The following is a 24,496-nucleotide window of genomic DNA, read 5'->3' on the forward strand; positions in this document are numbered from 1 at the left end:
CTCCGGAAAAAATAATAATAGACAAAATTGTCTATTATTATTTTTTAATGTAGCTTTGTGAGATCATGGCAAGACCAGGAAATCCAAAAGAAAAAATATTGGCAACTGCGGGCCGGTTGTTTTATGAGCAGGGATATAATTCCACTGGCATCAACCAGGTATTGGAAGAAGCCGGGGTGGCCAAAGCGAGTCTTTACAGCCACTTTGGCTCCAAGGAAGAACTGGGGCTGGCTTACCTGAAAGAGGCCAGAACGGAATGGTTTGCTGGCATTACAGCAATGGTGGATAAAAAAGCTGATCCGGCAGACCGGTTGCTGGCCATCTTTGATTTCCTGGAACGTCAGTTGCCGCTGCAACATTTTAAGGGGTGCCGGTTCATTAATATGCTGGCAGAAATCGGGGATAGTCAGCCGGAGATGCAGCAACAGGTACTGGAACATAAACGGAAGCTCAGGCGCTACGTACAGCAGTTGCTGTCTGCGGTTCCTGATTCGGGGGAGGCCAGCTTAGCTGACACCATTTACCTGCTGTTTGAAGGCGCCATTGTGGAGAGTAAAGTGTACAAAGAAATCTGGCCGGTGAAGACCGCGAAGAAAATGGTGAAACGGCTGATAGGTGCGGCACCGGGTGATTGATGAAGGATGGATTATTTTTTTACCCTATTATAGACAATTTTGTCTACTATTTAAAACGATCAATAATGAGTACAATCAAAGCGCTTTCTGCACAGGAAGCCCCTACCGCCGCCCAACCGGTATTGGAACAGGTAAAACGTATGCTGGGCCGTGTTCCCAACATGTACGGCGTAATGGCCCATTCGCCGGCCGTACTGGAAGCTTATGCACAATTCAACAATGCACTCCGTAAAGGTAGCCTGGGTGCTCCCATGGCCGAAAGAATTGCCCTGGCAGCAGCGGAATATAATGGCTGTAATTATTGCCTCTCCGCACACAGCTTCCTGGGCGCCAAAGCCGGGCTGTCTGAAGCCGACCTCCTGGACGCAAGAAACATGAAGGCTGCCGATGAAAAAACAGCTACAGGCATGGATTTCACCCGCAAATTGTTAGCTGCTCCACAAAGCCTGTCTGCAGACGATGTGCAGGTGCTTCGTCAGGCCGGGTATACCGATGGAGAAACATTGGAGATCATTGCCAACGTAGTCAGAAATATTTTCACCAACTACCTGAATGTAGTGGCCGGCACTGAAGTGGATTGGCCGGAAGTTCAACCTTTAAATACAACAGCAGATGAGAACAGATAACATCACCCTCCTCATTGAACAGCCATTCGATACCGTATTATCCAATGCCCGGGAAGCCATTGCCAACAACGGATTCCTCCTGCTTCATGAAATTAACCCACAGGCTATTCTGGCTACCCAGCAGATAGTTATTGGCAAAGTCAGGCAATTGCTTTTCTTTCATCCGGTATATATGAAACAGCTGCTGGATCTGGATCCGTCGGCCGTGATAGAAGTACCGCTGAAGCTGGTCCTGCGGGCTACGGATACCGGCGCCACCATGCTCAGTTATCATCTTCCGGAACAACATTTCCAGGGATACTCCGGGTTGGAAGCATTAGGGAAGGAATTGCAGGTTAAAATCAAAGAAATAGTGGCACAGTTAAGTTAGGATTCATGCGGTCTGATGGGCCGCATGTGTACTCCGGCTAAAGGCAGAACTGTTCACACCGGTATTCAGCTTAAAGAACCGGCTGAAGTGCGCGGCACTGGTAAAGCCCAGATCATCTGCGATTTCTTTGGCTGATTTGCCGGTGTAATATAAACAGCGCTTGGCCTCCAGGATAATCCTTTGCTGTATGAGTTTGGAGGGAGATGGAAAATGACACATTCCAAAAATATTACTCAATGTTTTAGGGGATTTATTCAGGGCAGCAGCATAGAACTGCACTTCATGCTGAACGCGAAAATGACATTCCAGCAACAGGCTGAACTTACGAATAAGGTCCATCCTGCTGTCAGAAAGATCTCTGCAATGACCGGATTGCTTTTTAGCGATCCGGGTAATTTTAATGATCAGGCGTTTGAGCAGCGTGCGTAACATTTCTCCCTGCATGTTATCTTTCACGTTCATGTCTTCTATGAAGAGTTGTTCGATGGTGGCAACACCGGCTGTTTGCTCCGGTGATAGTTGTATAAAGAGCGGGTGTACGATGCCGTAAAAAAGAAAGCCCACACATCCTACTTCAGCATCATGATCGGCGATACAATAAAACTCCCGGTTAAACTGCCAGGCCACCAGCTTTTCGGGCGCCTGAAACCGGAAGTGCTGATTGGCTACCAGGGGAAGTATGGCATTGGTCGGAAAAGTATATTCAATCTCATCGATCATCACGGATTGATCCTCACCCGTGTTATAGACGATGGTATTGGTTGTTTCCGGCTTGCTGTTCAGCAGCCCGCTCCCACCCAGCACGTTTTCGTGAATAGTCACCGTAAACCGGCCTCTTGTTACCTGATCTTCAAATTGCCATTTCATATATAATCTTTGAATCCTGTCTGCAGCCACTACTGCTGCAGACAGGTAAAATGTTTACTGAAGTGTTACCCGGATGATATCCGATATAGCGGGCAATGTAGTATAGCCGTTAGGGTTAGGTACCACTGCAATGGGTTTGCTTTCCGACAGTGGCGTTCCCGCCAGGTTAAACTGGGTGATGCCCGCACCAGGGAATTGATTAATGGCGGTACCATCGTCATACAGTGCGATGCTGCCGGAAATGTCCCCTTTGGTCAATGCATCTGTTCCATTACCCGCAGTTGCGAAAAACCAATCGTTCGAAAACCCATACATCGTAGCAATGGCAATACGGTCACCGCTTTGCACGGTGATGTCCTGGCTCACCATGCCGCCTTTCATGTCGTTGATGACCGGTAATAGCACTTTGGTAGATGGCGCTGCCAATACGTATACCGCTTTTACACCGGGCCTGTTTTTCAGGAATGCGGCCAGGGTATCTGCATTCCCTTGCTGCGCCAGTAGTTTCAAGCCTTCGCCACGGTCGGTTTCCCCGGTTTTGTATATCGGATTATCAATACCGTTATAGATCACAACTAATATGGGAGATAATGGTGTGAAGATGCCGGTGAGCCCTGTTATATAATTCCTGAGCATGGTGTTATCTCCCGCTTCCGCAATAGCAGTGAGTCCATTGGCAGTTGGTTGTCCGGCAGTAAAGAGGGAATTCGGTAACAGCAGTTGTCCGCCGGCAATATAAGATACCGCCCAAACACCTGGACTGACAGGGGTTTCATTAGCAGTACCACCCGAAATATTTTTTAGTGTAAGTGTAAAAGTAGAGTTGCCATTATACTTTAACATGGCACTCAGCAGCTTCGATGCCGGCAGATAGCTATTCCCCTGCGCATCGGTACCTTTCACTTCCGTAATGTTCTTAGCATCTGCTACACCGGGATGATTGACCAGTCTACCGGGCGCCTGGTTAATCCGGGTGCCGTTGTCCCATAATTTCACAGCGGCAGATACATCGCCTTCAATTGGCATTCCTTTTCCATCATATACCGCTATACCAGGATTATCCGGTGCAAAGAAAAGGTCATTAGACCAGCCATACATGGAAGCAAAAGTGATCGCCTCTCCTTTCGCAGCCGAAAACTGTATGATCACAGATTCTCCCGGCATGATCACCGGCGTGTTGGTGCCTTTATAGGTGCCTGATTCCACCAACGGTTTTGAGTGCAATACATTCTCTACGGTGATGGTGCTTTTCTGGTCTGCAGGCATAGGATGGTCATCTTTATGACAGGCTGCAAATGCCAGGGGCAATATTGCCAGGATGGGTAAATGAATCGCTTTTTTCAAATGGAGCATATCAAATGTTTTTGTGTACGGTGATCGATTTTTTATGCAACAAAGGTATCTGGCGAATCCCCCTGCATCAATGACCGTCCTTCCCGATTAGTTGTCTATACTTCCCGGATCCTTGTTTTTCCGGTATGTCCTGTTTTCTGTGCAGACAATAAGCTCCCTGTCTTCGGAAAGCGTGGTCATGGGCTGCTTTTCGAAGAATTGGTCTTATTGTCACGAGTGGGTAATATGGAAGCCGATCCCTATTAAAAGTTTCCCGGTACTGCCATCACTGGCTCCCGGAATAGTAGACGTATTTCTGTGCGTATCCTTACAGCATCTTATTCTTTTTTGTAAGGATCTCCTGTTTACCACGTCTAATAGGATGAACAACGGTCATACCGATTTAAAGCCGTAATTTTAGATAGCTTATTAATTACAAAAAAGATGAGACAAATATTTCTTTTAACACTGATCCTGGCTTCGCAGATTGCCTGCCATAGCCAGACGGGCAACAAAGAACCAATGGCAAAAAACCCTTATTACTCCAGAACAGACACGAAGAAGCTGCACATTACAAATGCGGAATGGAAGAAAGTATTGCCCCCTGATTTATATGCAGTGGCCAGGGAAGCTGCCACGGAAAGGCCGTTTACCGGTAAATACTGGGATGCAGATGTGAAAGGCAGCTACTATTGCGCGGTATGCGGCAATCCGCTGTTCCGGTCAGATGCGAAATTCGCCAGTTCCTGTGGCTGGCCCAGTTTTTTTGAGCCATTGAAAGCGAACAGCGTGATTTACAAGGAAGACAACACCCTTGGTATGCAGCGGACAGAAGTGATCTGCGAACGTTGTGGATCGCACCTGGGACATATTTTCGATGATGGTCCCCCTCCTACACATAAACGTTTTTGTATGAACTCCGTATCGCTGGACTTTGAACCAGATCCGGGCTCACACTAAAGATAGTTGTTCATAATGCTGCACCACCGGGAATGGATCATAAAATTCATGTAGTAATTTTTTCCATTCCTGGTAGTCAGCAGATTGCCGGAAACCAATAGTATGATCTTCCAGTGACTCCCAGTTGACCAGCAATATATACCGGTTGGGTTGCTCTATACATCGTTGCAACTGATGCCCGGCATATCCCTTCCTGCTACTGATAATATGGCTGGCAAGGCGGAAATTCTCCTCAAACTGAGGCTCTCTACCCGGTATTACATCCAATACAGCTACTTCTAAAATCATACGCTTTATTTATAGCCTGGTAAGATACAAAAAATCATTCCTGCAGGAAGTGGTCCAGGAAGGCCTTCCCGAAATCAGAAGCTGTTAACTGCTTATTCAGATTATGTTTCAGTGGGTTAAAGAAACCAAAAATGCCCGCTTTCACCAAGTGATAAAAAGGGCGGCTCAGGTCCTGCGAATTAGCGAGGATAATAAAGCAGAGGTCTTTCTCCGGGACTTTCACAAAAAGAGCCGAGTAGCCAGTCCACCAGCCGGTATGCCATACCACCTTTACTCCTTTATAGTAGCCAATAAACCAACCCAAACCATATTGTATGGTTTTCCCTTTTGGGGTAACGTAAGGAGTAAAAATTTTCTTCCAGGTAGTATCATTCAAAAAACGCGCTTCATCAATGGCATTGGAGTATAGGGCGAGGTCCGCCACGGTGCTCATGATCCCCGCTGCGGGCCCGAAGCCGTAGTTAAAAGTGATGGGGCTAAGCTGTTTGTTTTTCCAGTCGTAGGGTTTGGCTACCCGCTGCATAAAAATGGCTTTATCGTAACCGGTGAGCGCAAAGTTCACGCTGTCATCTGTGCTGGGGGCCGTATTTTTGAGTGATAGCGGCACAATGATTTGCTGCATGAGCAGTTCTCCGAAGGAATGTCCGGAAGATTGTGCGATCACTTTTCCCAGTTCATTATACCATCCACCGTTGTAGCGGAATTTATAGCCCGGTTTAAAACCATTCAAGTCATTGCCCATGGCCGTATGCGTTAGCAGGTGCCGGACCTTGATGCGTGGATCACTGCCCCAGCGGGCGCCCAGGTTAATGCCGTATTTGCTGATCGGATCGTCCAGGCTTACCTTTCCGGCTTCCACCTGCTGCAAAAGAATAATGGACCCAAAAGTTTTGGTCACGGAAGCGATCTGGTACACGGTATTTTCATCAGGTAGCAACGGTCGCTCTCTGTCTGCATAACCGAAGCCTTTTTTCCAGACCAGCTTTTGCCCATTCACGATGCCTGCAGAGAGACCGGGAATATGGTAACGTACGCGCAGGCGTTCCAGTTGCTGCTCAAAACCGGCGACGTTGGCCGTGTTCCATACACTATCGCTGCCGGTTACCTTGGTCACCGTTTTGTGGACGTTGGCCGTGCGGCAGGAAAATAATAATACGCTTACAATGAAAAGGAGTCCGGGTACTTCCCGATAAAAGGATTTTGAACTGTTGATCATCCGGGTTATATGTTTGGTTGTAAAGATCCCTGTTTACAGGGGTCTCACCTACTCAGATCCGGATTTGAGCAAAGAAAAAGCACGTGATTATTGTATTCCGGGTGCATTTTTTCTGAATTCAGAAGGAGACATGCCCGTTATCTGTTTAAAGACGCGCTGGAAAGTAGCGGGTGAATTAAAGCCACAATCATAGGCGATACCAGCAAATGTTAGCTGATCTGCATCTGCCTGTAACAACTTCTCTTTAAACAGGTTTACCCGGTAACCATTTACATACTCATTGAAATTTTTATGGAGATGCTGATTCAGCACTGCAGAAATTGTTTTAGGGGCTAAACCGATATGCTGGGCCACTATTTGGAGGGTCAGCGCAGCGTTCAGGTAAAGATGATCTTCTTCCATGGCTTTTTTCAGCAACACAACGGCCGCATCAACGGTGGCAGCAGGCAACACCGTCTCTGTTCTTTTGTCTGTGACCAGTTGCCGCCAGGTAATTAAATATCCTTTTATTCCCAGCCAATAGATCAGTACTGTAATGGGTACGTAAATAGGATACCAGTCGAAAATATCCAGCATTTTATCTGTGTAACGCGGAATAACGTAAGGTACCAGGTACAAGAACCATATTACACTGAAACCAGCCATCAGCCAGGTGAACTGCTGCAGCCAGCCAAAGCCGGGCACGGGTTTGCCAGCCGCCTTATAAGTAGCCAGGTATTTAAATGACAGTCCCACATAAATCGCCAGGGAAATCCATCGTGGAATATCGGAATACACATTATAGGTATCAATAAAAATACCCCAGGGGGCAGGATTATTTTTCACGGTATTGGTCAATACCCCTAGCACAAAGATGGTGGCGATAAGCGGAGCACCCAGGTCAATCACCACCGGCAGGAACTGTAGTCGCTGCTTCCGGCCAAGTGTAAAATCAGGTTCCAGGAATGCCCTGATATAAAAATACATCAGTGGCCCGAATAACATGCCTGTGATGAAGGGTACAAAGTTGGACAAAAACGATAGCCAGGGCGAACCAAACCAGTTGCTGAAAGAAGCGTATAGGCCAAAACTGGCCAGAGCCAGCAGAAAAATGAAAGCCGCCAATAACCCGTTGGTTAACCGTTTCCCCGGAGAATAAAAAAGCAGGCCGCTAACGATAAAGCCCTGTATCGTACCCAGTAAAATAATGGTTTGCAATAATCCCTTCATACAATCCTGAAAATAATGTTGCTAAAAGAATTTTTCTATCGTAATCCCATAGTTGACCAGCAGGTTTTCGCGGTTGGTGCGGTTCAGTTTATTATAGGTCATAGCTGCGGTAAGACTAAGCCAGGAACGGAGTTTTACAGAAAGACTGTTATCGCATTTTATGATATAGTCGTCACCGTGGGTAAGCGAGTTCTGGATATAATTGGAGCCTTCCAGCACAATCATGTTAATAATTACCCATCTGTAATTTATCCGCAGTGAATTACGGATGGTCTGATAAATATCGGGAATCGTATCATGCAGGTAAAGGTTACTGGCCTCAAAGAGGAGCCCATCACTGATGTTAAGTCTGGCGTTTGCATGGTGTATAACATAATAGGCTGCACCACCGCCACCCTGAAAACGGTTATTAATCTTTAGCGAAAAGCTTTTATCGAAAGTGGCCAATCCCCAGTAGTAGATTTTCTTTTCGCTCCTGAGCACACTTATATCCATAAAAGCGGAGAAATCATTATTGGTAATACTCCGGTCCTGCTTCCCGTATACATAACTGGCGGCTGTATTCAGCATCAGCTTTTTCTTACTCATTTTAAAGCCCAGGTTATTATTCAGTAAGAAGGAATTACCATCGTTGGTATTATTAACAGAGCCAGTAGACGCGTACTTAAGATAATAATGCACAGAGTCGCTGAACTGAGCAGCCGTAGTGAAACCGTAAAATAATGTCAGTAATAGTAAAACTATTCTCTTCATATCTGGGTACTTAGTTTAAATCTGATGCGATTCCCCCGGGCAGCACAATTAACGTGCCTGAACATTCCTTTGAATGAACTATATTTAGACTATGCTTAAAAACGCCATCAGCAACATTTTACAACGCCCGTCCCGGTTATTCCTGTTGGCAGCGGTACTGACATTTGCGATTTCCCTGCTGTTTTGGAATAAGGAGGTGGATATTCATATCTCTGATACCATATATATCCTGCCGGTATCCTATTTGCTTTGGCCAATTGTGGGTTGCTTTATGATATTCTTCCTGTTGTACCAGTGGCTGAATAAATTTCTGCCTCTGAAAATATTTGCCTGGATACATGTGATACTGACCTTAGGCACATTGCTGGGAGCATTCATTTTCTTTTACCGGCAGCATCAAATTATGCCACTCATCAACATACCAATACGGGGTATAACTGCCAACGACATATTGGAGCCCTATAGGGATCAAATGTTCCCCTATAGGGTCATTGCTTTTCTGCTGACCAATGCACAGGTCGTATTTATATTCCACCTTATTTATGGATTGATTACCTATTTCCGAAAAAAACCCTTCACTTTATCATAAAAAAATAAAGAATTTTAGAGATCTTAGTCTGCTTGTTGTGCGCATACATGCGCAGGGCATCATTGCTAAAACCACCTAAATTACAAACCAAATGTCATCAAGAAGAAATTTCCTGTTACAAACAGCCCTTGGTGTGGCTGCCACCACGATGGCGCCTTTTGCCGCTACCAGCGCATTTGCGGGGAATAAAGCTACCAACAACAAAGTAAAAGGACAACTCCCGGTAGGCATGGCAGGATATACTTTTGCCAAATTTGACCTGGACCAGGCCATTGCCATCATGAACCGGGTGAATATTAAATATATTTCTGTAAAAGATATTCATCTCCCCTTAAACAGCAGCCCGGAAAAAATACAGGAAGTGCTGGGTAAATTTGCGGCTGCCGGCATCAAAGTATATGCGGTAGGTGTTATCTACATGAAAACAAAAAAAGCGGTAGATGACGCTTTTGAATATGCCAAACGCGTAGGCGTACCACTGATTGTAGGCGTGCCTACCCCTGAACTGCTGGACTATACAGAAGAAAAAATCAAGTCTTATAACATCCGCCTGGCGGTACATAACCACGGACCGGAAGATGCGTTGTATCCCGGACCAAAGAATGCTTATGACCTGATCAAAAACAGGGATGAACGCCTGGGGCTCTGCCTGGATATCGGCCACGCTACAAGAGCAGGTGAAGAGCCTTCCCAAGCTATACTGGCGTACAAAAACAGGATCTTTGATCTCCATATCAAAGATGTGAGTGTTGCCGCCAAAGATGGTAAAGCTATTGAAATTGGCAGAGGTGTGATTGATTTTAAAAAGCTGGTAAGTGCGCTGGATAAAATTAATTATCAGGGTGTATGCGCCATTGAATTTGAAAAAGACATGAGTGATCCATTACCCGGCATTGCTGAATCAGCGGGCTATTTCAGGGGAGTGATCAATACTGTAAATAGTTGATTGGAAAGGTGGTGTTACGTTGATGAACGTAACGCCGCTTTTGTTACTACTGATTAAATTTTCCGGGTGGGATGCTGAACTTTTTACGGAAGGAAGTGCTGAAATGCTGCACAGACGAATATCCTGTCCGATCCGCCACTTCTTTGATCGGCATGCCTTCCTGCAGTAATGTTCTGGCCTGATCCAGCCGAATTTCATTCAGATAACCAAAAACGGTATTGTTAAACAGTTCTTTAAAGCCGTTCTTCAGCTTAAAGGTATTGGTGCCGGCAATGGCCGCCAGCTCCTGCAGTGTGGGTGGGTCGGTGATATGCTGCAGCAGGTATTCCCTGGCATAAGTAATACAATCTTTATCATGCGAAGAGGTGAGCGCAGTTTTTCCCGGGACACTCTGCTCAAATGCTGCTGCCTGTAAGGTGAGCAACTCCACACATTTGGCCTGCAGGAACAACAATTTTAAGCCACCGGAAAAACGGCAATCCATGATCTCGCGGATACAACGATGCATGGCAAAAGACATTTGCTGCCCTTCCGGATGGACATTGGCTTCCACTTTACTATCTATTTTTTCCGCAAAGCCGCTCAATAACCTGCCGGTATCTTTTACCAGGTCCATGAAATAAGTACGGGTAAAATGTACTTCAAAAAATTTATAGGGGTCCAGTGCATGGTACGATGCATCGCCGTCGAAGGTGGGGATGTACATGATATTATGCAAATTGGGACTGAAATTATATTGCATACCGCTGGCGCGGTTATTCACGGTACCATTACCTGCCAATGCAAAGTTCAGTTCCACCACATCTTCTCCTTCCATGGAGCGGATGCGGAAATGCCGTTGTTGTAGCAGCATGTCACCGTAAACGATAAAAATATCCGGCAGGCAGATCTGCACCAGCTCCATATCACCAAAGTCAAAGCTGACTTTCTCCCTACGTTCCTGCACCAGTGGCCGGCCGCCGTCTGCCATCTTCGGGGGGAAAGGCAATGTTAAATCCTGCCATACCCCGTCCTGGTCCTGCACCATCATGCCCATAGCACTTCATTTATGGTAAATAAACTATCCCGTTGGTATAAAAAACTATCCCGCTGGTGTAAAAGTAGTCATTGTGATATGATTCACCTTTGAATAAAGTTAAATATTTCAATGGAAGAAAATACTAAAAAGAAGTCGGGCGTGTCCCGGTTACTGGAAATAGCCGGCGGGCGCAGGCGTCTGTTGCTGCTATCTGCTGTACTGGCTGTGCTACACGTACTATTGGCCATTGTACCTTACATCCTGATGTATGCTATTTTGAAGGCCATGATATCGCCGCCCGTTGATGCCGGGCTGATAAAAACATATATCCGTGATGGCGTTTACGCTGTTATAGCCGCCTATGCTTTGCTATATGCCTCAGGTATGGCGTCTCACGTGGCGGCGTTCAACATCTTGTATGAGTTGCGGAAAAAAATGGCTGATAAATTAGGGCGGCTACCACTGGGATTTATTAACCAGTATAATTCCGGTGCGCTGAAGAAAATTATGGCAGATGATATTGAGCGTATTGAAAATTTCATTGCGCACAGTATCCCGGATTTTGTAAAAGGGATGACGCTGCCCCTCGTTACGCTGACGTACCTGTTTACCGTAGACTGGCGGCTGGCGCTGGCCAGCTGTATGCCTATTGTATTGTTGGTGATATTGATGCCGATCATGTTCAGCAAAAAGAGAGTAGCAGAAATGACCAATTTCCACCGCTCACTGGAAGACATGAATGCCGGCATAGTGGAATTTGTAAGGGCCATGCCGGTGATCAAAATATTCGGGCATACAGCAGTCAGCTTTGATAAATACAGCGGCACCGTATACCGCTTCCGGGAAATGGTCATCGCCTGGGTACGCACCTCCGCTCCTGCTTTCGGCATATTTATCAGCTTTGCGAGCAATGCCTCCCTGCCGGTACTGGCCGTAGGATTTTACCTGTATTTCCAGCAGGGGCTCAGCTTATCTGTGTTGCTGTTGTTCCTGATACTGGGCGTAGGTTACATCCGTCCGTTGTTTGCTTTAAGTAACCTGGGTTCACAGATTTCCGTGATTAACCACGGCGTAAAACGCCTAGATGAAATTCTCTTCAGCAAGGAAGCCGAAACTGTGGGCAATGAAACATTAGGAACAGATTACCGCATTGAATTTGACCATGTTTGTTTTAGTTATGACGGTCATGCCGATGCGCTGAGGAATGTAAGTTTTAAAGTAGCGCCGGGAAGTATTACCGCCCTGGTGGGGCCTTCCGGGTCTGGAAAATCTACTGCAGCGCAATTGGTAGCGCGCTTCTGGGATATACGGCGGGGCTATATTCTTATCGGCAACCAGGATATACGCAAGATTAAACCAGAAGAACTGATGCGGCATATTTCCTTTGTTTTCCAGGACAGTTTCATGTTTCAGCAAAGCATCTATGAAAATATCCGCATGGGTATGGACAAAAGCTCCGCTGAAATTATGGCTGCAGCAAAGGCTGCACAGTGCCACGACTTCATCACCCGGTTGCCTGATGGCTACCAGACAATCTGGGGCAAGGATGGTGTACATCTCAGCGGTGGCGAGCAACAGCGGATACAACTTGCCAGGGCCATTTTAAAAGATGCGCCTATCCTTATCCTGGATGAGGCGACCGCCTTCAGTGATCCGGAAAATGAATACCTGATACAACAGGCATTCAATCAATTAATTTCCAATAAAACGGTGATCATTATTGCGCACAGGCTGAGTACCATTACACGCTGTAACCAGATTGTAGTCATGGACAAAGGCGCTGTAGCCGGCATTGGCCGGCATGAGGTGCTGTTGAAAAACTGCTCCCTGTATAGCACCATGTGGGATGCACATACCAGGGCTAAATCTTTTGCGCTGACAGAGGAACAAATATCTATTGCTACTTTAAATACCACTACCGGATGATCGCGAATCTTTTCTTTACTTTTAAAACTGCTCCGGCCATTGTTCGCCGCAGTGTACTGCTGGAACTGCTGCACAGCGTTTTCATTGCTGTACCTACCGGATTCCTGCTCCTGATTATACAAGATCTGTTCTCAGGCCATCCTTCCCAATCGCGTTTATACACGTACGTTATGATCATGGTGGCGTTTCTCATCGGGCAACTGTGGGTATCTGTAAAAACGATCGTCACCAGTAATACGATGACGTATACCTTATCGACCAAACTACGCATATTGCTGGGAACACATCTGCAACGATTGTCTATGGGTACTTTCAAGCAACGTGACCCGGGCGATCTGGCAGCGGTGGTATTACAGGATGTGGCCAACTTTGAAATGATCTTTGGTCATACCATCGGTAATATGGCCGGTGCTGTCTGTGCCACGTTGATTATTTCCATCTTCCTGTTTATCAGCGACTGGCGGCTGGCACTCCTGCTGCTGGCCGCATTACCGGTGTGCTGGGCCATGGTTAAAATATCCAATCTGCTGATTGTACAACAGGGAAAAAAACATGTACAGGCCAGGAACGAAACAGGTGCACGTTTCCTGGAGTATGTGCAGGGTATCCGCCATATTAAATCCTTTGGTATGACCGGTAGTCGCTTTAGCACACTGGAATCTGCGCTCGATGATTTCCGGAAGACCAGCATCCGCACAGAAGCCATCCCCGGCCCATTTGTGATTACTGCCGGCGTTGTACTGGAATTGTTTTTTCTGTTGATGCTCAGTGTGGCTGTTACCTTTTTAACCAAAGGCAGCCTGACGGTGGCCACGCTGATTACTTTCGTCATTATTGGCTACCGGTTGTATGAACCGATAAAAATTCTGTTGGTAGACTATGTCATTTTGCGCTACATGAATATTAGTCTGGGCCGCGTCATTGAGTTGTTGAAAGCACCGGTACAAAGCGCCGGCAAACAGTTGGTACCGGAGCAGTATGACATCTCCTTTGAAAATGTAACTTTTGCTTATCATGGAAATAAAAAGGTATTGGAAGCCGTATCCTTCCGGGTGCCGGAACGCAGTATGCTGGCGCTGGTGGGGCCTTCCGGTTCCGGCAAAACCACCATTACCTCGCTGATTGCCCGCTTCTGGGATGTAACGGAAGGTACTATAAAAATAGGCGGCACCGATATAAGGGATATGTCGCCGGATGAAGTGTATGCGTGCATCAGCGAAGTATTCCAGGATGTATACCTGTTTGACGACAGCATCTATAACAATATCCGTTTCGGTCGGATGGATGCCAGTGAAGCGGACATTCTCGAAGCCGCAGCAGCGGCACAGGTGCTGGATTTTGCGATGGAGCTACCCGAAGGTGTACATAGCCGTACCGGAGAAGGAGGCAACAAATTATCCGGCGGGCAAAAGCAACGTATCAGCATCGCCAGGGCCTTATTAAAAAATGCGCCGGTGGTATTACTGGATGAAGCCACTGCTTCTCTTGATCCGGAAAATGAAATTTATATACAACAGGCCATACAACAACTGGTAAAGGGAAAAACCGTGGTGGTAGTAGCGCATAAGCTGGCTACCATTAAAAATGCAGACAACATCCTGGTGCTGAATGAGGGGAAAGTAACAGAGACAGGAACGCATGAATCCCTGCTGGGAAAAGGTGGATTATACCACCGCTTATGGGAGATTCAGCAAACCGCGAATGGATGGAAGATTGGGTAGCTAAAAGGAATTAAGAATTAAGAATTACGAATTACGAATTACGGATTTGTGGGAAGATTTCGGTCTATATCCCCACAAATCCGTAATTCGTAATTCTTAATTCGTAATTCTTGTTGGCCTGTAGCCGGAATATGGTTAATATTACGTACTCAAACACCCTATTATTTTATACTCAAAATAATGCTATGAGTCCATTAAACATTACCGTGTATCTCCAGGCGCTGGGAGGCAAATTACTTGGTCCCAATGCTTACAATCCCAACTATGATTCCATTACCGTGCTGATTAACGTAGATGGTACTCCTATCGACTTAAATTATGACGCCAGTAGCAGTATTGATGATGGAAACTTTACACCGCTGGTGAGTGGTAGCACACCTTATCTTCTTCCTATTCTTACTCCCAACAACACCAATGGTGGGCAGGCAGACTACCTGGCTGCAGACAGCAACACGGTAACCGCTACTCCTTATTCCACCGCGCCAATAGTAATTGGGAACATTACACCAGCGACTATTATTGCTACTGTGCCCTCGCCTAACGGTACGTCACAGACTATTACACAAAACGTATTGCTTATTCCCACGCAGTCATCTTATACTTTTACCTTGATTGTTCCCGGTTTGCTGCTGGAACAAAATACCGTCACACCGCCGGATGGCGACATTTCGGTACTGGTGAAAATGATGTGTGGATGCCAGGTCTCCGTCAATACTTACAAGAGTTATTGGTCACCGGAGGATTTCGATGTTACTGCCTATGTCACTTATAGTGATGGCAATATCGTTACCTATGCCATGAGCTTTGATACCAACAGCAATGATTCTTCTTTTATTGCTACAATAGATGATCTGTCTTACACGCAGATCTTTTATACCGCACAACAGCGTAGCACCGGCAACTACGGTTACTTAACCGTACAGCCGTAGAAAAATAAAAAGGGACTGCCTCCAGTGAGAGACAGCCCCTTTGATTCATCATCTATCTACCTACTTAACTTTTACATTGGTGGCGGGTGCATCGTCCCTTACTTCTTCGCTGGCGATGGTGATTAAGGTATCACCGGCAGTCAGATCTCCGAAGACTTCTGTCTTACCATTTTCACTGCGGCCTATTGTAACGGGCACCCACTTTGTTTTCTTGTCCTGTACTTTCACTACAAATACCCCTTTGGTAGAATTCAATACTGCTGTAGAAGGCACCACGAAGTTGCTGGTACTGCTATTCAGCGGAATAGCCACTTCTGCTACCATACCGGGTAATAAAGTTTTATCATTGTTGGCCACATCAATTTCGATGTGCTGGGAACGGAGTTTGCGATCCAGTGCTCCTGCCAGGCGTATTACTTTTCCTTTGAAAGGTTTATTGGCCAGTGATCTTACAGTAAAATTCACTTCGCTCTGGTTGCTCAGATAGCTGGTATATGCTTCCGGTACGCTCACTACCAACCTCAGTTTCTTTTGTTCCTGCAGGGTGAAGATGGGCATTTCAGAACCTTTACCGGAAGGACCCACATAGGCGCCGGCGCTCACATTACGTGCGGTGATAACACCGTTAAAAGGCGCACGGATTTCCAGATAATTACGGTTGTCTCCTACTTCGCGGTGGGCCGCTTTGGCAGCGTCCAGTTGTGCCAGGTCYGATTTCTGGCGGGCAAACGCCACGTCCAGATCGTTTTGTGAAATAGTACCGGGCGTTTTACTGGTTTCCAGCAAACGGTCGTAAGTGGCTTTGCTGGAAAGATAGATAGCCTCCTGTGACTTCAGCCTGGATTCGGCACCAGATAACTGAGAGTTGATTTCAGGCGCTTCCATGGTCGCTAATATTTGTCCGGTGGTGACTTCACTGCCTACGTCTACATTCATCTTTTTAATAAAGCTGCTGACTTTGGCGTAAAGGTCTACCTGCTGGAAAGCAATCAGCTCACCGGGTATTTGTATCGAAGAAGAAAGACTTCCTTTTTCCAGGGAGAAAACGTCCAGTGGGGGCACTGTTACAGATGCGGATGTGTCTTTTCCTTCTTTGGCGCCGGAGGAGCTGCAACTGTACAGTCCTGCGGTGATAATCATTGCTGACAATAAAGGAAATGTTATACGGAAACCGCTGTTCATAAAATATATTTTAATAGAAATTAGATGATTAAAATGATGGTTATGCTTTTTCGTCTGAAGGAATATAGTGTGTACTTTCTTCATCTCTCGGATGCAGCGATACGCTTTGTGTACCCGCTTTACCCTGTCCCCAGGCGAACGCTAAAGGTAATATAAACAATGCCGCGAAGGTAGATGCTACCAGGCCTCCAATCACCGCTCTTCCCAAAGGAGAAGACTGATCACCGGCTTCACCCAGTCCGCTGGCCATTGGAATCATACCCACCACCATTGCCAGGGCTGTCATTACGATAGGACGCAAACGGAGCGCCGCCGCCTCTGTAGCAGATACCAATGAATTGCCATTATGCTTCCTTAGCTGCTCTGCATTCGTAATCAGCAATACCGCATTGGAGATCGACACCCCTACCGACATGATCATACCCATGTAGGATTGCAGGTTAAGTGTAGACCGGCAAAGCATCAGCAGCGCCAGAGAGCCAAGTAATACCGCCGGTACTGTAGCCAGTACAATCGCAGATACTTTGAACGACTGGAAGTTGGCGGCCAGCATCAGGAAGATCACCACAATTGCTACAATCAGCCCACTCTGTAAACTGTCGAGCGTATCGGTGAGTGTGTTGCTCAAACCAATCATTTCTACATTCAATCCACGAGGTAACGGACCCAGTGCTGCTATCGCCTTTTTCACACCTGCAGAAGCAGTACCCAGATCTATATTATTCAGATTGGCAGTCACCGTCATCGTAGGCATCGCACCGAGGTTATCTACTTCACCATAAGTAGTATCTGTTGATAAAGTAGCCACGTCACTCAGTAAAGGCCGGGATGCATTTTTCAGCAAGGGGATTTCTCCAATCTGGTCTTTACTGTTCATCTTACTTTCCGGTACCTGCACCTGTACGTTATAGCTCAGACCAGCTTTTTCATCTACCCATATATTTTTTTCCGTTAACCGGGAAGACGAAGTGGAAGCAGTGAGTGAACGCGAAACATCGCTCACATCCACGCCCAGCTGTGCGGCCCGGATACGGTCTATATTTATATTGATGGCCGGATACTTAATAGATTGTCCTATTTGTACATCCCGCAGGTAAGGCACTTTTTTCAACTGGTCCACCAGTTCCTGTGCATATTTTTCACTCAGCTTTCTATCACGGCCGGCAAACCTTACCTCTACAGGTGTTGGTGAACCCTGGCTCAGGATCTTATCTGTCAGCTCTATCGGTTCAAAGGACAGCTTCATCTGTGGATCAATAGACTTTGCTTTCTCCCTGATCTTATCTTTCAGTTCCTCGAGATTGGTTTTATAGTGCTCTGCCAGAGAAACCTGCAATACGGATTCGTGCGGACCTGCCATCCAAAGGAAGATAGGCGCGGTAGAAAACAGCTGTGGGTGCATCCCGATGTAGGCAGAAGTAATAGATACATTCTCTTTTCCCACAATCTGGTTGATGCCATCCAGCAGTTTAATTGTTTGTTGTTCTGTGCGTTCAATACGTGTACCATCCGGTACCCTCATCCTTACCTGGAACTGGCTGCCATTTACTTTCGGCAGTACATCGCGACCAATGCCGGAAAGCAGCAATGCCACGATGCCGCAAACAATCACCAGGTAAGCAATAACGATCGGTTTGCGATAAGGCATCATCCTATTGATAAATCGCAGGTAGCGGTTACGCAATTTCTCGAAGCGACTGATCTTACCATCCCGGTTACTGTCCGCGCGCTCTACCAGCATTTTTTTCTGCTCCCAGGTATCATGTTCTCCCGTGCCGGCAAGACCAGATGCAGCGAATTCTTCTGCATCAGACATATTGCTGCCATCTGCTTTTTTATGATGTTTTCCTTTCATCACCCAGTTGGCCATGATAGGCACAAAAGTTTGTGCAAGGAAATAGGAAATGATCATACTGAAACCAATTGCCAGCGCCAGTGGCAGGAACAGGGAGCCGGGGATACCACCCATTGTAAACGCCGGTGCAAACACGGCGAGGATACAGAAAAGGATGAGCAGTTTCGGGAAAGCAATTTCCTGACAGGCATCCCAGATGGCCAGGGCCTTGGGTTTGCCCATGTCCAGGTGCTGGTGAATATTTTCTATGGTTACCGTACTCTCATCTACCAGGATACCAATGGCCAGCGCCAGCCCGCTCAGCGTCATGATATTGATGGTTTGCCCGAACAGGCTGAGGAAAAGTACAGCTGAAATAATGGAAGTAGGGATGGTGAGGATAACGATCATCGCCCCCCTGGGATCACCCAGGAAAAGCAATACCATCAATCCTGTCAGAATAGCGCCAATCGTACCTTCCGTCAACAGGCTTTTTACGGAGTTGATAACGTAGGTAGACTGATCAAATTCATACGTCAGATTCACATCCTCCGGTAACTGCGCCTTCATTTTAGGTAATGCCTTTTTCAGGTTCTGTACCACTTCCCAGGTAGAGGCATCGGCACTCTTGGCGATACTCAGGTATACCGAGCGACGGCCATTGACCAGGGCGTAGCCCGCAGTAACATCAGCACCATCTTCTACGGTCGCCACGTCGCGCAGATAGAGATTTTGTACATCTCCCTTAAATAACGGGATATTTTCAAAATCCTTTACCGTTTTGATGGTGGTATTGGAAGGCGTGATATAGTTGTTATCGCCAATACGCACATTACCTGAAGGGGCTGTCTGGTTATTTAACCGCATCGCTTCCACCAGTTGATCTGCCGTCATATTATGCTGACGGAGCAGCTCAGGATCAGCCTTGATCACCACGGTACGCATGTTACCACCAAAGGGTGTGGAACCTATCAACCCGGGAATGGAGGTAAAGGAGGAACGCACATACACATTGGCCATATCCAGCAATTCATTATTACTCCGCTTATTGCTGCTCAGTACCAACTGTCCTACCGGTAAGGTAGAGGCATCGAAACGGATTACAAATGGCGGATTGGAACCAGGTGGAAAGATGGCCTGAATCCTGTTGGAAAAAGCGCTCACTTCCGCTGCCGCCTGGGCCATGTTTGTGCCCGGATAGAAGTTGATCTTCATCAGGGTAAGCCCCTGGATATTTTTTGTTTCTATGCTTTTAACACCATTTACAAACAGGAATATGTTGATATATTGTTTTGCGAAGAAAGACTCCATCTGCTTAGGGGTATATCCTCCAAAAGGATGGGATACGTAGATCACAGGCATGTCCAGCTTCGGGAAGATGTCTATCTTAATCGTACTCACCGCTTTTACCCCGAAGAAGAACAGGCCGGCAACCAGCACCAGGATAGTAATAGGTTTTTTTAATGCGAAACTGATTAAGTTCATGGTAATGAAGTGTTGATAAATAAAGCCATCAATGGCGTCCGTTTAACGAAAAGCTAGTTCTCAAATATGCTAAAATCTCCTACTGCTGCAGCTTTCAGCAATAAAGCCTGCCATACATTGCTATAAGCAATATCTCTGTCTGTTTCTGCTCTGATCAGTGCATACAGCGCCTGGGTTACATCTACCAGGTTTGTCAATCCGTTTTTATAGAGTACTGACTTCTGTACATACGCGTCTGAAGCGGCTTTCACCTGTACCGGCACTTCGAGGTAATTATCCAGTGCATTCTTTATTTTGGTATCGGAAAGACTCAGTTGCGCCCTGATCTGCTGACCGGCGAGGTCGTATTCATATTGTAATCCCTGGCTGATCAGCTTTTGTGACCTTACCTGCCGGGAGATACGGAAAGGCTGTGTGATATTCCAGGTAACGCCCACACCCAGGAGGTAGTTGGTGCGGGTAGGCTTCACCCCATCCCAGTAGTTATGGGTGAAATCACTCTGGTCTGCCGCATAGCCGTAACCAAAACCGGAGCCCCTTGTCTGCAATACGCCTACCAGCGTAAATGCCGGGTAATAAAGGGTTTTGGCGTATTTTGTCTGCTCATCACTTAGTGCGATACGGCTTTTATACCATTGCAGCAGCGGATGATTTTCCGGGTTAAAGGTTTGGTTGGGAAGTGTTGGGATGCGGGTCATATAAGACGTATCCACCACAAAGGATTGCGGTGCCACGCCCATGAGTTGCGCCAGCTGATTACTTTGTTCCTGCTCAAAATCTATCGCTTTTGTCAGCGCGATTTTAGCGCTGGAGTATTCTGCGTTTGCCTGTGAGGAGTCCACGCCGGCAATGAGTCCATTCTTTACGCGGGTCACTACTACTCTGCGGATGGTGTCTGCACGCTGCAGGTTTTCCTGGTAGGAGCGGGTGAGCTGTTGCGCAGCTACGAGGTTTAAATAAGTGGCCGCTACTTTAATTTTGTGCTTAAAAATCTCTTGTTGCCAGTCTTTATCGTTCTGTGTAGCGGCCGCTAATGCTGTTTTCACCTTTTCCTTTGCTCTTCCGAAGGCAAAGAAATCCCAGTTGATATTAGTAAGGTATAATGAGCCAAAGGAGGCGTTCCAGTTCTGATGATCGAGCGGTAATCCGGAGGAGGCCACGCTTAAGCCTCCGAAGCCGTATAACGGCCCGTTTTGCCCGTTGACGGTACCATAGTCCTGTTGAGCTGCCACGTTAAAATTGGGCAGATAATCGCGGCGTGCCTGGGATACCTGCTCCCGGGAAGCAGCCGTATAGCTGGCCTTGGCTTTGATAGTTCCATAGTTGGCTATGGCTGTATCAATGGCCTGTTTAAGGGTAAAGATCTGTTGGGCCTTTACATGATAGCCGGCAAACACCGCTACAACAGCCAACAGCAAATATTTCTTACTCCACATGAATAAATAGATTTTACGGTTGAAATACCCTGAAGGATATTCATACGCAAAATGACTCCATCATTTTGAAGTAACTTTGAAGGAAATTCAAAATTGTGATTTTTTTTGGGAGAGATGTGGCTAATCTGTCAGCATATCCGCTGTAGTCAAGGCTTCGCCGTTCATCACAATTGGCTGATCCTCTTTAAAAAAGTATACATGGATGTTGTGCCACCCCTCTGCATAGGTATAATCTATGGCATAACCATTTACTTCACAGATCTGTTTTACGATAGCCAAACCCAGGCCAATACTATCATTGCTCTGATTACTTTTCTTAAACCGTTGAAACAGTTCACAGGTAGGACTCTGTGGAGGTAGTCCCGTATTGCTGATACAGAATTCGCGGTGTGTGAGTGTTATATCGATCTGGCCACCATCGCGGTTATGCCGGATTGCATTGCTCAACAGGTTGTTGATCAGCATTTCTGCCAGGGCCGGGTGAATGTTGAGCGGTACATTCTTATCCAGGTTAGTGGTGAGCCTGATTTCCCGCATAATGATCCAGTCTTCATAAGTGGCCATCACATCTTTGGTTACGCGGCAAAACTTCAGACTTTCGGTTGCTTTGAACTCCTGATTTTCCAGTTTGGTCAGCAGGATCAATGAGCGGTTAATATGAGAGAGCTTTTCAATAGCATTCTGCATATCCCCTATCAGCGCGGCTTGTATGCTATCAATATTTGTTTCCGACAACAGTTCTATTTTACTGCGGATGACAGCCAGCGGTGTTTGCAGTTCATGCGACGCATTTTCACTGAACTCTTTCACTGCTGCATAATCTTCCATGGCCTTGTCTGTCATTTTGGTGAGGAATGCGTTGAGTTCTTTGAATTCAGTGGTGCTGGTTTGTGGCAACTGCAATTTATTTTTCTGCTTCAGATCGAAGCTGTGAATGGCTTTCATGGTACGGCGCAAAGAAGAAAAGATCTTCCTGGAAAGAAACCTGGCGGTGATAGATACTGCCGCAATCATCAACAGCATTTTCCATACTACCGTGCCCAGCATGCCTCTGAAGATTTCTTCTGACTTGATTACATAGTTGAAAGAAGATATTTTATAGTGCTGTGCCCCTATTTCGTAATAGGAGTTCACCGTAATGCGACATTCTTTGTGCCCCAGGTCTTCCGCCACATAGTTATCCTTTGTTACGATCACCTTTTCTTCGGGCAGGGCGCCTGGCAGCAGGCTGATTTCAATGGGTCTGCCATGGGTGTAGTGGTCGGGCTTCTCTCCCGCCCGGAGTTGCTGTGCCACCCGGTCGTTGACTTCTTTCATGCGCTCTACTTCCGCCTGATCCAGGTGTTTTTTGATATTGTTCCGGGAGATGACCATGGTAATGGGCGTTACCAGGAACACGATACCGATGAACCAGAGCGTTATTTTGTTGAGTAGCTTCATGTTTTGGATGTATTAAACTTATAGCCTAAGCCATATACCGTTTCAATGTAATCTGTCCCTTCTACCGCACTGATCTTCTTCCTCAGGTTTTTTACATGCTGGTAAACGAAGTCAAAATTAGCCAGATTATCGGTATAATCCCCCCAGAGGTGGGCGGCAATTGACTGCTTCGAAAGTACGCGGTTTTTATTTACCACAAAATACAACAACAAGTCAAATTCCTTGCGGGTAACGTCCAGCAGGATATCATTGACGGTGGCTTCCACCGTATCAGTATTGAGTACTATTTCATTGAAAGTGACGAGGTTATTGTTGATGCCTTCCAGCTTTTTACGGCGGTAAATAGCCCTGAGCCGGGCATGCAGCTCCGGCAGGTGGAAAGGTTTGGTCACATAATCGTCCGCCCCGCCCTCCAGCCCGTTGACCTTGTCGTCCAGCGCATCTTTGGCCGAAATGATCAGGATGCCACAGTTAATGTTCTCCTGGCGGATATATTTAAGCAGTTCCAGGCCGTTGCCGTCCGGGAGCATAATATCCAACAGGATACAGTCGTACGTGAATAACGTCAGCTTTTCCCTCGCTGTTTCAAAGGTATAAGCCAGCTCACAGATGTACTTTTCACCGTTGAGGTAATCCGAGATACCGCTGGCTAGTTCCTTGTTATCTTCTACAATCAATACTTTCATAAAAACATACCTGGGTGTAAGGTGGCATGTAAATTTATAGCAATTTTGAAGTTTGGGGAAGGGGGAGCTACAAATGAGTTAACAATCCCGGGCTGTTAAGGTTCCGGTAGTGGATCATCGAATGGATTCGCCGGTGGATCCAATAATAATATGTTCATGCGAAAGTTCCTTATTTCTTCTTCCTCCGAAAGATTGGATGATATCACGTGCCAACCACGTGGATCTCCGAAGTACTGTTTGGCAAGTTCCTTAAAAAAAAGCTTACTTTCTTCCATACTCCGTTTAATAAATTCATGCATACGCTCCTGTTGGTAGACTTCTTTTTTATAAAAAAAATCTCCCATACTTTTCGTTGGTACATCTGCTTTACGATAAAACCTATGATAATCGGGCCATATAGCTGCATTACTATGTGCCAGCAGTGACTGTTTTAATTCATTTGGCCGCAGTGTCCTATTATGCCGGAAGCAACTCACAAGAATTCCTTTCCGGGTAGCTCCCAGATATTTCTGGTATTGCGCTTTAAGATAAGTAATCTTATCATTGTCCTTGAACATAAAAGTCTGAAAAGTCCTGACATGCTCATTTTTCCATAGTGAGGGAACAAATACCTCTTTGTAGTATTTTGAAACTTCGCTTACATATTCCAGATTTTTCAACTGCCACTCGCCATTATCGGCTTCTCTCATCTGCTTTTCTATTTCCTGTACCTGCCCCTGATGTTGACTCAGGAAAAGTGCCAGCGCCTCACCTTGCAGTAATTCTTTAAACGTTGCCAGTTCAAAATCCAGTTCTTCCCAGGCAGAAAAAAAGTGTTCCTCCGAGTGAGCACTTTTATCCTCTTCATAACGATACACTTGTTCTGCCTGCTCATAAGACAGGTTATAAGCAGCATATCGCTGCTTTACCAGGTTTACATGCCATTGATAATCTTCGGGGGTCATAATCTGAGGTTATATGTACCAAAGTAATTTAAGCATAAAACAGGTAACAGCAGATTTCATTAGTGTTAAAAAATACGGAAACGGCATCCATGAAACAATTAATA

At 46.3% G+C, this 24,496-nt stretch carries 22 protein-coding genes; 9 read left to right on the forward strand and 13 right to left on the reverse strand.

Annotation, left to right across the window (positions count from 1 at the left end):
• Nucleotides 1-65: 65 nt before the first annotated feature.
• The 3 genes from AC1DP6_RS29280 to AC1DP6_RS29290 all read left to right on the forward strand — a co-directional run bounded on the left by AC1DP6_RS29280 (nt 66) and on the right by AC1DP6_RS29290 (nt 1,631).
• Nucleotides 66-635 carry a TetR/AcrR family transcriptional regulator gene (locus AC1DP6_RS29280; RefSeq protein ID WP_477058059.1) on the forward strand — a complete coding sequence of 190 codons (570 nt, stop codon included), beginning with the start codon at nt 66-68 and terminating at the stop codon, nt 633-635.
• Nucleotides 636-700: 65 nt separating this feature from the next.
• Nucleotides 701-1,261 carry a carboxymuconolactone decarboxylase family protein gene (locus tag AC1DP6_RS29285; RefSeq protein WP_477058060.1) on the forward strand — a complete coding sequence of 187 codons (561 nt, stop codon included), beginning with the start codon at nt 701-703 and terminating at the stop codon, nt 1,259-1,261.
• Nucleotides 1,248-1,631, forward strand: coding sequence for a DUF302 domain-containing protein (locus AC1DP6_RS29290; RefSeq protein ID WP_477058061.1), 384 nt, complete (start codon nt 1,248-1,250; stop codon nt 1,629-1,631). The genes AC1DP6_RS29285 and AC1DP6_RS29290 overlap by 14 nt, the downstream gene beginning before the upstream one ends.
• Before the next feature lie 3 nt (nt 1,632-1,634).
• Here AC1DP6_RS29290 and AC1DP6_RS29295 read toward each other — a convergent pair whose 3' ends face one another.
• Both AC1DP6_RS29295 and AC1DP6_RS29300 read right to left on the reverse strand, forming a co-directional pair.
• Nucleotides 1,635-2,498, reverse strand: coding sequence for an AraC family transcriptional regulator (locus AC1DP6_RS29295; protein WP_477058062.1), 864 nt, complete (start codon nt 2,496-2,498; stop codon nt 1,635-1,637).
• Nucleotides 2,499-2,552: 54 nt separating this feature from the next.
• Nucleotides 2,553-3,851, reverse strand: coding sequence for a spondin domain-containing protein (locus tag AC1DP6_RS29300; protein ID WP_477058063.1), 1,299 nt, complete (start codon nt 3,849-3,851; stop codon nt 2,553-2,555).
• A 423-nt stretch (nt 3,852-4,274) separates the two neighbouring features.
• Here AC1DP6_RS29300 and msrB point away from each other — a divergent pair, with 423 nt between their 5' ends.
• On the forward strand, nt 4,275-4,790 hold the full coding sequence (msrB, locus tag AC1DP6_RS29305; protein ID WP_441576711.1) for a peptide-methionine (R)-S-oxide reductase MsrB: 516 nt from the start codon (nt 4,275-4,277) through the stop codon (nt 4,788-4,790).
• Here the strand turns inward: msrB and AC1DP6_RS29310 are convergent.
• The 4 genes from AC1DP6_RS29310 to AC1DP6_RS29325 all read right to left on the reverse strand — a co-directional run bounded on the left by AC1DP6_RS29310 (nt 4,782) and on the right by AC1DP6_RS29325 (nt 8,256).
• Entirely contained in the window at nt 4,782-5,078 is a 297-nt protein-coding gene (locus AC1DP6_RS29310) for an antibiotic biosynthesis monooxygenase family protein (protein ID WP_477058064.1), read from the reverse strand. The genes msrB and AC1DP6_RS29310 overlap by 9 nt on opposite strands.
• Nucleotides 5,079-5,112: 34 nt before the next feature.
• Complete coding sequence (locus AC1DP6_RS29315) at nt 5,113-6,294, reverse strand: serine hydrolase domain-containing protein (RefSeq protein WP_477058065.1); 1,182 nt, start codon at nt 6,292-6,294, stop codon at nt 5,113-5,115.
• An 87-nt stretch (nt 6,295-6,381) separates the two neighbouring features.
• A complete protein-coding gene (locus AC1DP6_RS29320; protein ID WP_477058066.1) occupies nt 6,382-7,503 on the reverse strand; it encodes a helix-turn-helix domain-containing protein in 1,122 nt (373 codons plus the stop codon).
• 21 nt (nt 7,504-7,524) lie between these two features.
• Complete coding sequence (locus tag AC1DP6_RS29325) at nt 7,525-8,256, reverse strand: DUF481 domain-containing protein (protein WP_477058067.1); 732 nt, start codon at nt 8,254-8,256, stop codon at nt 7,525-7,527.
• A 91-nt stretch (nt 8,257-8,347) separates the two neighbouring features.
• Between AC1DP6_RS29325 and AC1DP6_RS29330 the strand changes: the two genes are divergently transcribed.
• Together AC1DP6_RS29330 and AC1DP6_RS29335 are read left to right on the forward strand one after the other, a co-directional pair.
• On the forward strand, nt 8,348-8,845 hold the full coding sequence (locus tag AC1DP6_RS29330) for a hypothetical protein (RefSeq protein WP_477058068.1): 498 nt from the start codon (nt 8,348-8,350) through the stop codon (nt 8,843-8,845).
• Nucleotides 8,846-8,936: 91 nt separating this feature from the next.
• Nucleotides 8,937-9,791 (forward strand): sugar phosphate isomerase/epimerase family protein, encoded by an 855-nt coding sequence (locus tag AC1DP6_RS29335; RefSeq protein WP_477058069.1) that lies wholly within the window; start codon nt 8,937-8,939, stop codon nt 9,789-9,791.
• A 46-nt stretch (nt 9,792-9,837) separates the two neighbouring features.
• Here AC1DP6_RS29335 and AC1DP6_RS29340 read toward each other — a convergent pair whose 3' ends face one another.
• Nucleotides 9,838-10,827 (reverse strand): helix-turn-helix transcriptional regulator, encoded by a 990-nt coding sequence (locus tag AC1DP6_RS29340; protein ID WP_477058070.1) that lies wholly within the window; start codon nt 10,825-10,827, stop codon nt 9,838-9,840.
• Nucleotides 10,828-10,938: 111 nt separating this feature from the next.
• On the opposite strand from AC1DP6_RS29340, the gene AC1DP6_RS29345 reads away from it, so the two are divergent.
• The 3 genes from AC1DP6_RS29345 to AC1DP6_RS29355 all read left to right on the forward strand — a co-directional run bounded on the left by AC1DP6_RS29345 (nt 10,939) and on the right by AC1DP6_RS29355 (nt 15,385).
• On the forward strand, nt 10,939-12,735 hold the full coding sequence (locus AC1DP6_RS29345) for an ABC transporter ATP-binding protein (protein ID WP_477058071.1): 1,797 nt from the start codon (nt 10,939-10,941) through the stop codon (nt 12,733-12,735).
• Nucleotides 12,732-14,456: an ABC transporter ATP-binding protein gene (locus tag AC1DP6_RS29350; protein WP_477058072.1), complete on the forward strand. Its 1,725-nt coding sequence runs from the start codon at nt 12,732-12,734 to the stop codon at nt 14,454-14,456. The genes AC1DP6_RS29345 and AC1DP6_RS29350 overlap by 4 nt, the downstream gene beginning before the upstream one ends.
• A 185-nt stretch (nt 14,457-14,641) precedes the next feature.
• The gene (locus AC1DP6_RS29355) at nt 14,642-15,385 is read left to right on the forward strand and encodes a hypothetical protein (RefSeq protein WP_477058073.1); all 744 of its coding nucleotides are present in this window, start codon (nt 14,642-14,644) and stop codon (nt 15,383-15,385) included.
• Between the two features lie 60 nt (nt 15,386-15,445).
• On the opposite strand, the gene AC1DP6_RS29360 is transcribed toward AC1DP6_RS29355, so the two are convergent.
• The 6 genes from AC1DP6_RS29360 to AC1DP6_RS29385 all read right to left on the reverse strand — a co-directional run bounded on the left by AC1DP6_RS29360 (nt 15,446) and on the right by AC1DP6_RS29385 (nt 24,392).
• The gene (locus tag AC1DP6_RS29360; protein ID WP_477058074.1) at nt 15,446-16,567 is read right to left on the reverse strand and encodes an efflux RND transporter periplasmic adaptor subunit; all 1,122 of its coding nucleotides are present in this window, start codon (nt 16,565-16,567) and stop codon (nt 15,446-15,448) included.
• Between the two features lie 40 nt (nt 16,568-16,607).
• Nucleotides 16,608-19,886 (reverse strand): efflux RND transporter permease subunit, encoded by a 3,279-nt coding sequence (locus AC1DP6_RS29365; RefSeq protein WP_477058075.1) that lies wholly within the window; start codon nt 19,884-19,886, stop codon nt 16,608-16,610.
• Between the two features lie 53 nt (nt 19,887-19,939).
• A complete protein-coding gene (locus AC1DP6_RS29370) occupies nt 19,940-21,322 on the reverse strand; it encodes a TolC family protein (RefSeq protein ID WP_477058076.1) in 1,383 nt (460 codons plus the stop codon).
• A gap of 120 nt (nt 21,323-21,442) precedes the next feature.
• A complete protein-coding gene (locus AC1DP6_RS29375; RefSeq protein WP_477058077.1) occupies nt 21,443-22,762 on the reverse strand; it encodes a sensor histidine kinase in 1,320 nt (439 codons plus the stop codon).
• A complete protein-coding gene (locus tag AC1DP6_RS29380) occupies nt 22,759-23,448 on the reverse strand; it encodes a response regulator transcription factor (protein ID WP_477058078.1) in 690 nt (229 codons plus the stop codon). The genes AC1DP6_RS29375 and AC1DP6_RS29380 overlap by 4 nt, the downstream gene beginning before the upstream one ends.
• A gap of 95 nt (nt 23,449-23,543) precedes the next feature.
• Entirely contained in the window at nt 23,544-24,392 is an 849-nt protein-coding gene (locus AC1DP6_RS29385) for a hypothetical protein (protein WP_477058079.1), read from the reverse strand.
• Between the last annotated feature and the right edge of the window lie 104 nt (nt 24,393-24,496).

This window comes from Chitinophaga sp. 01L420, assembly GCF_056399985.1.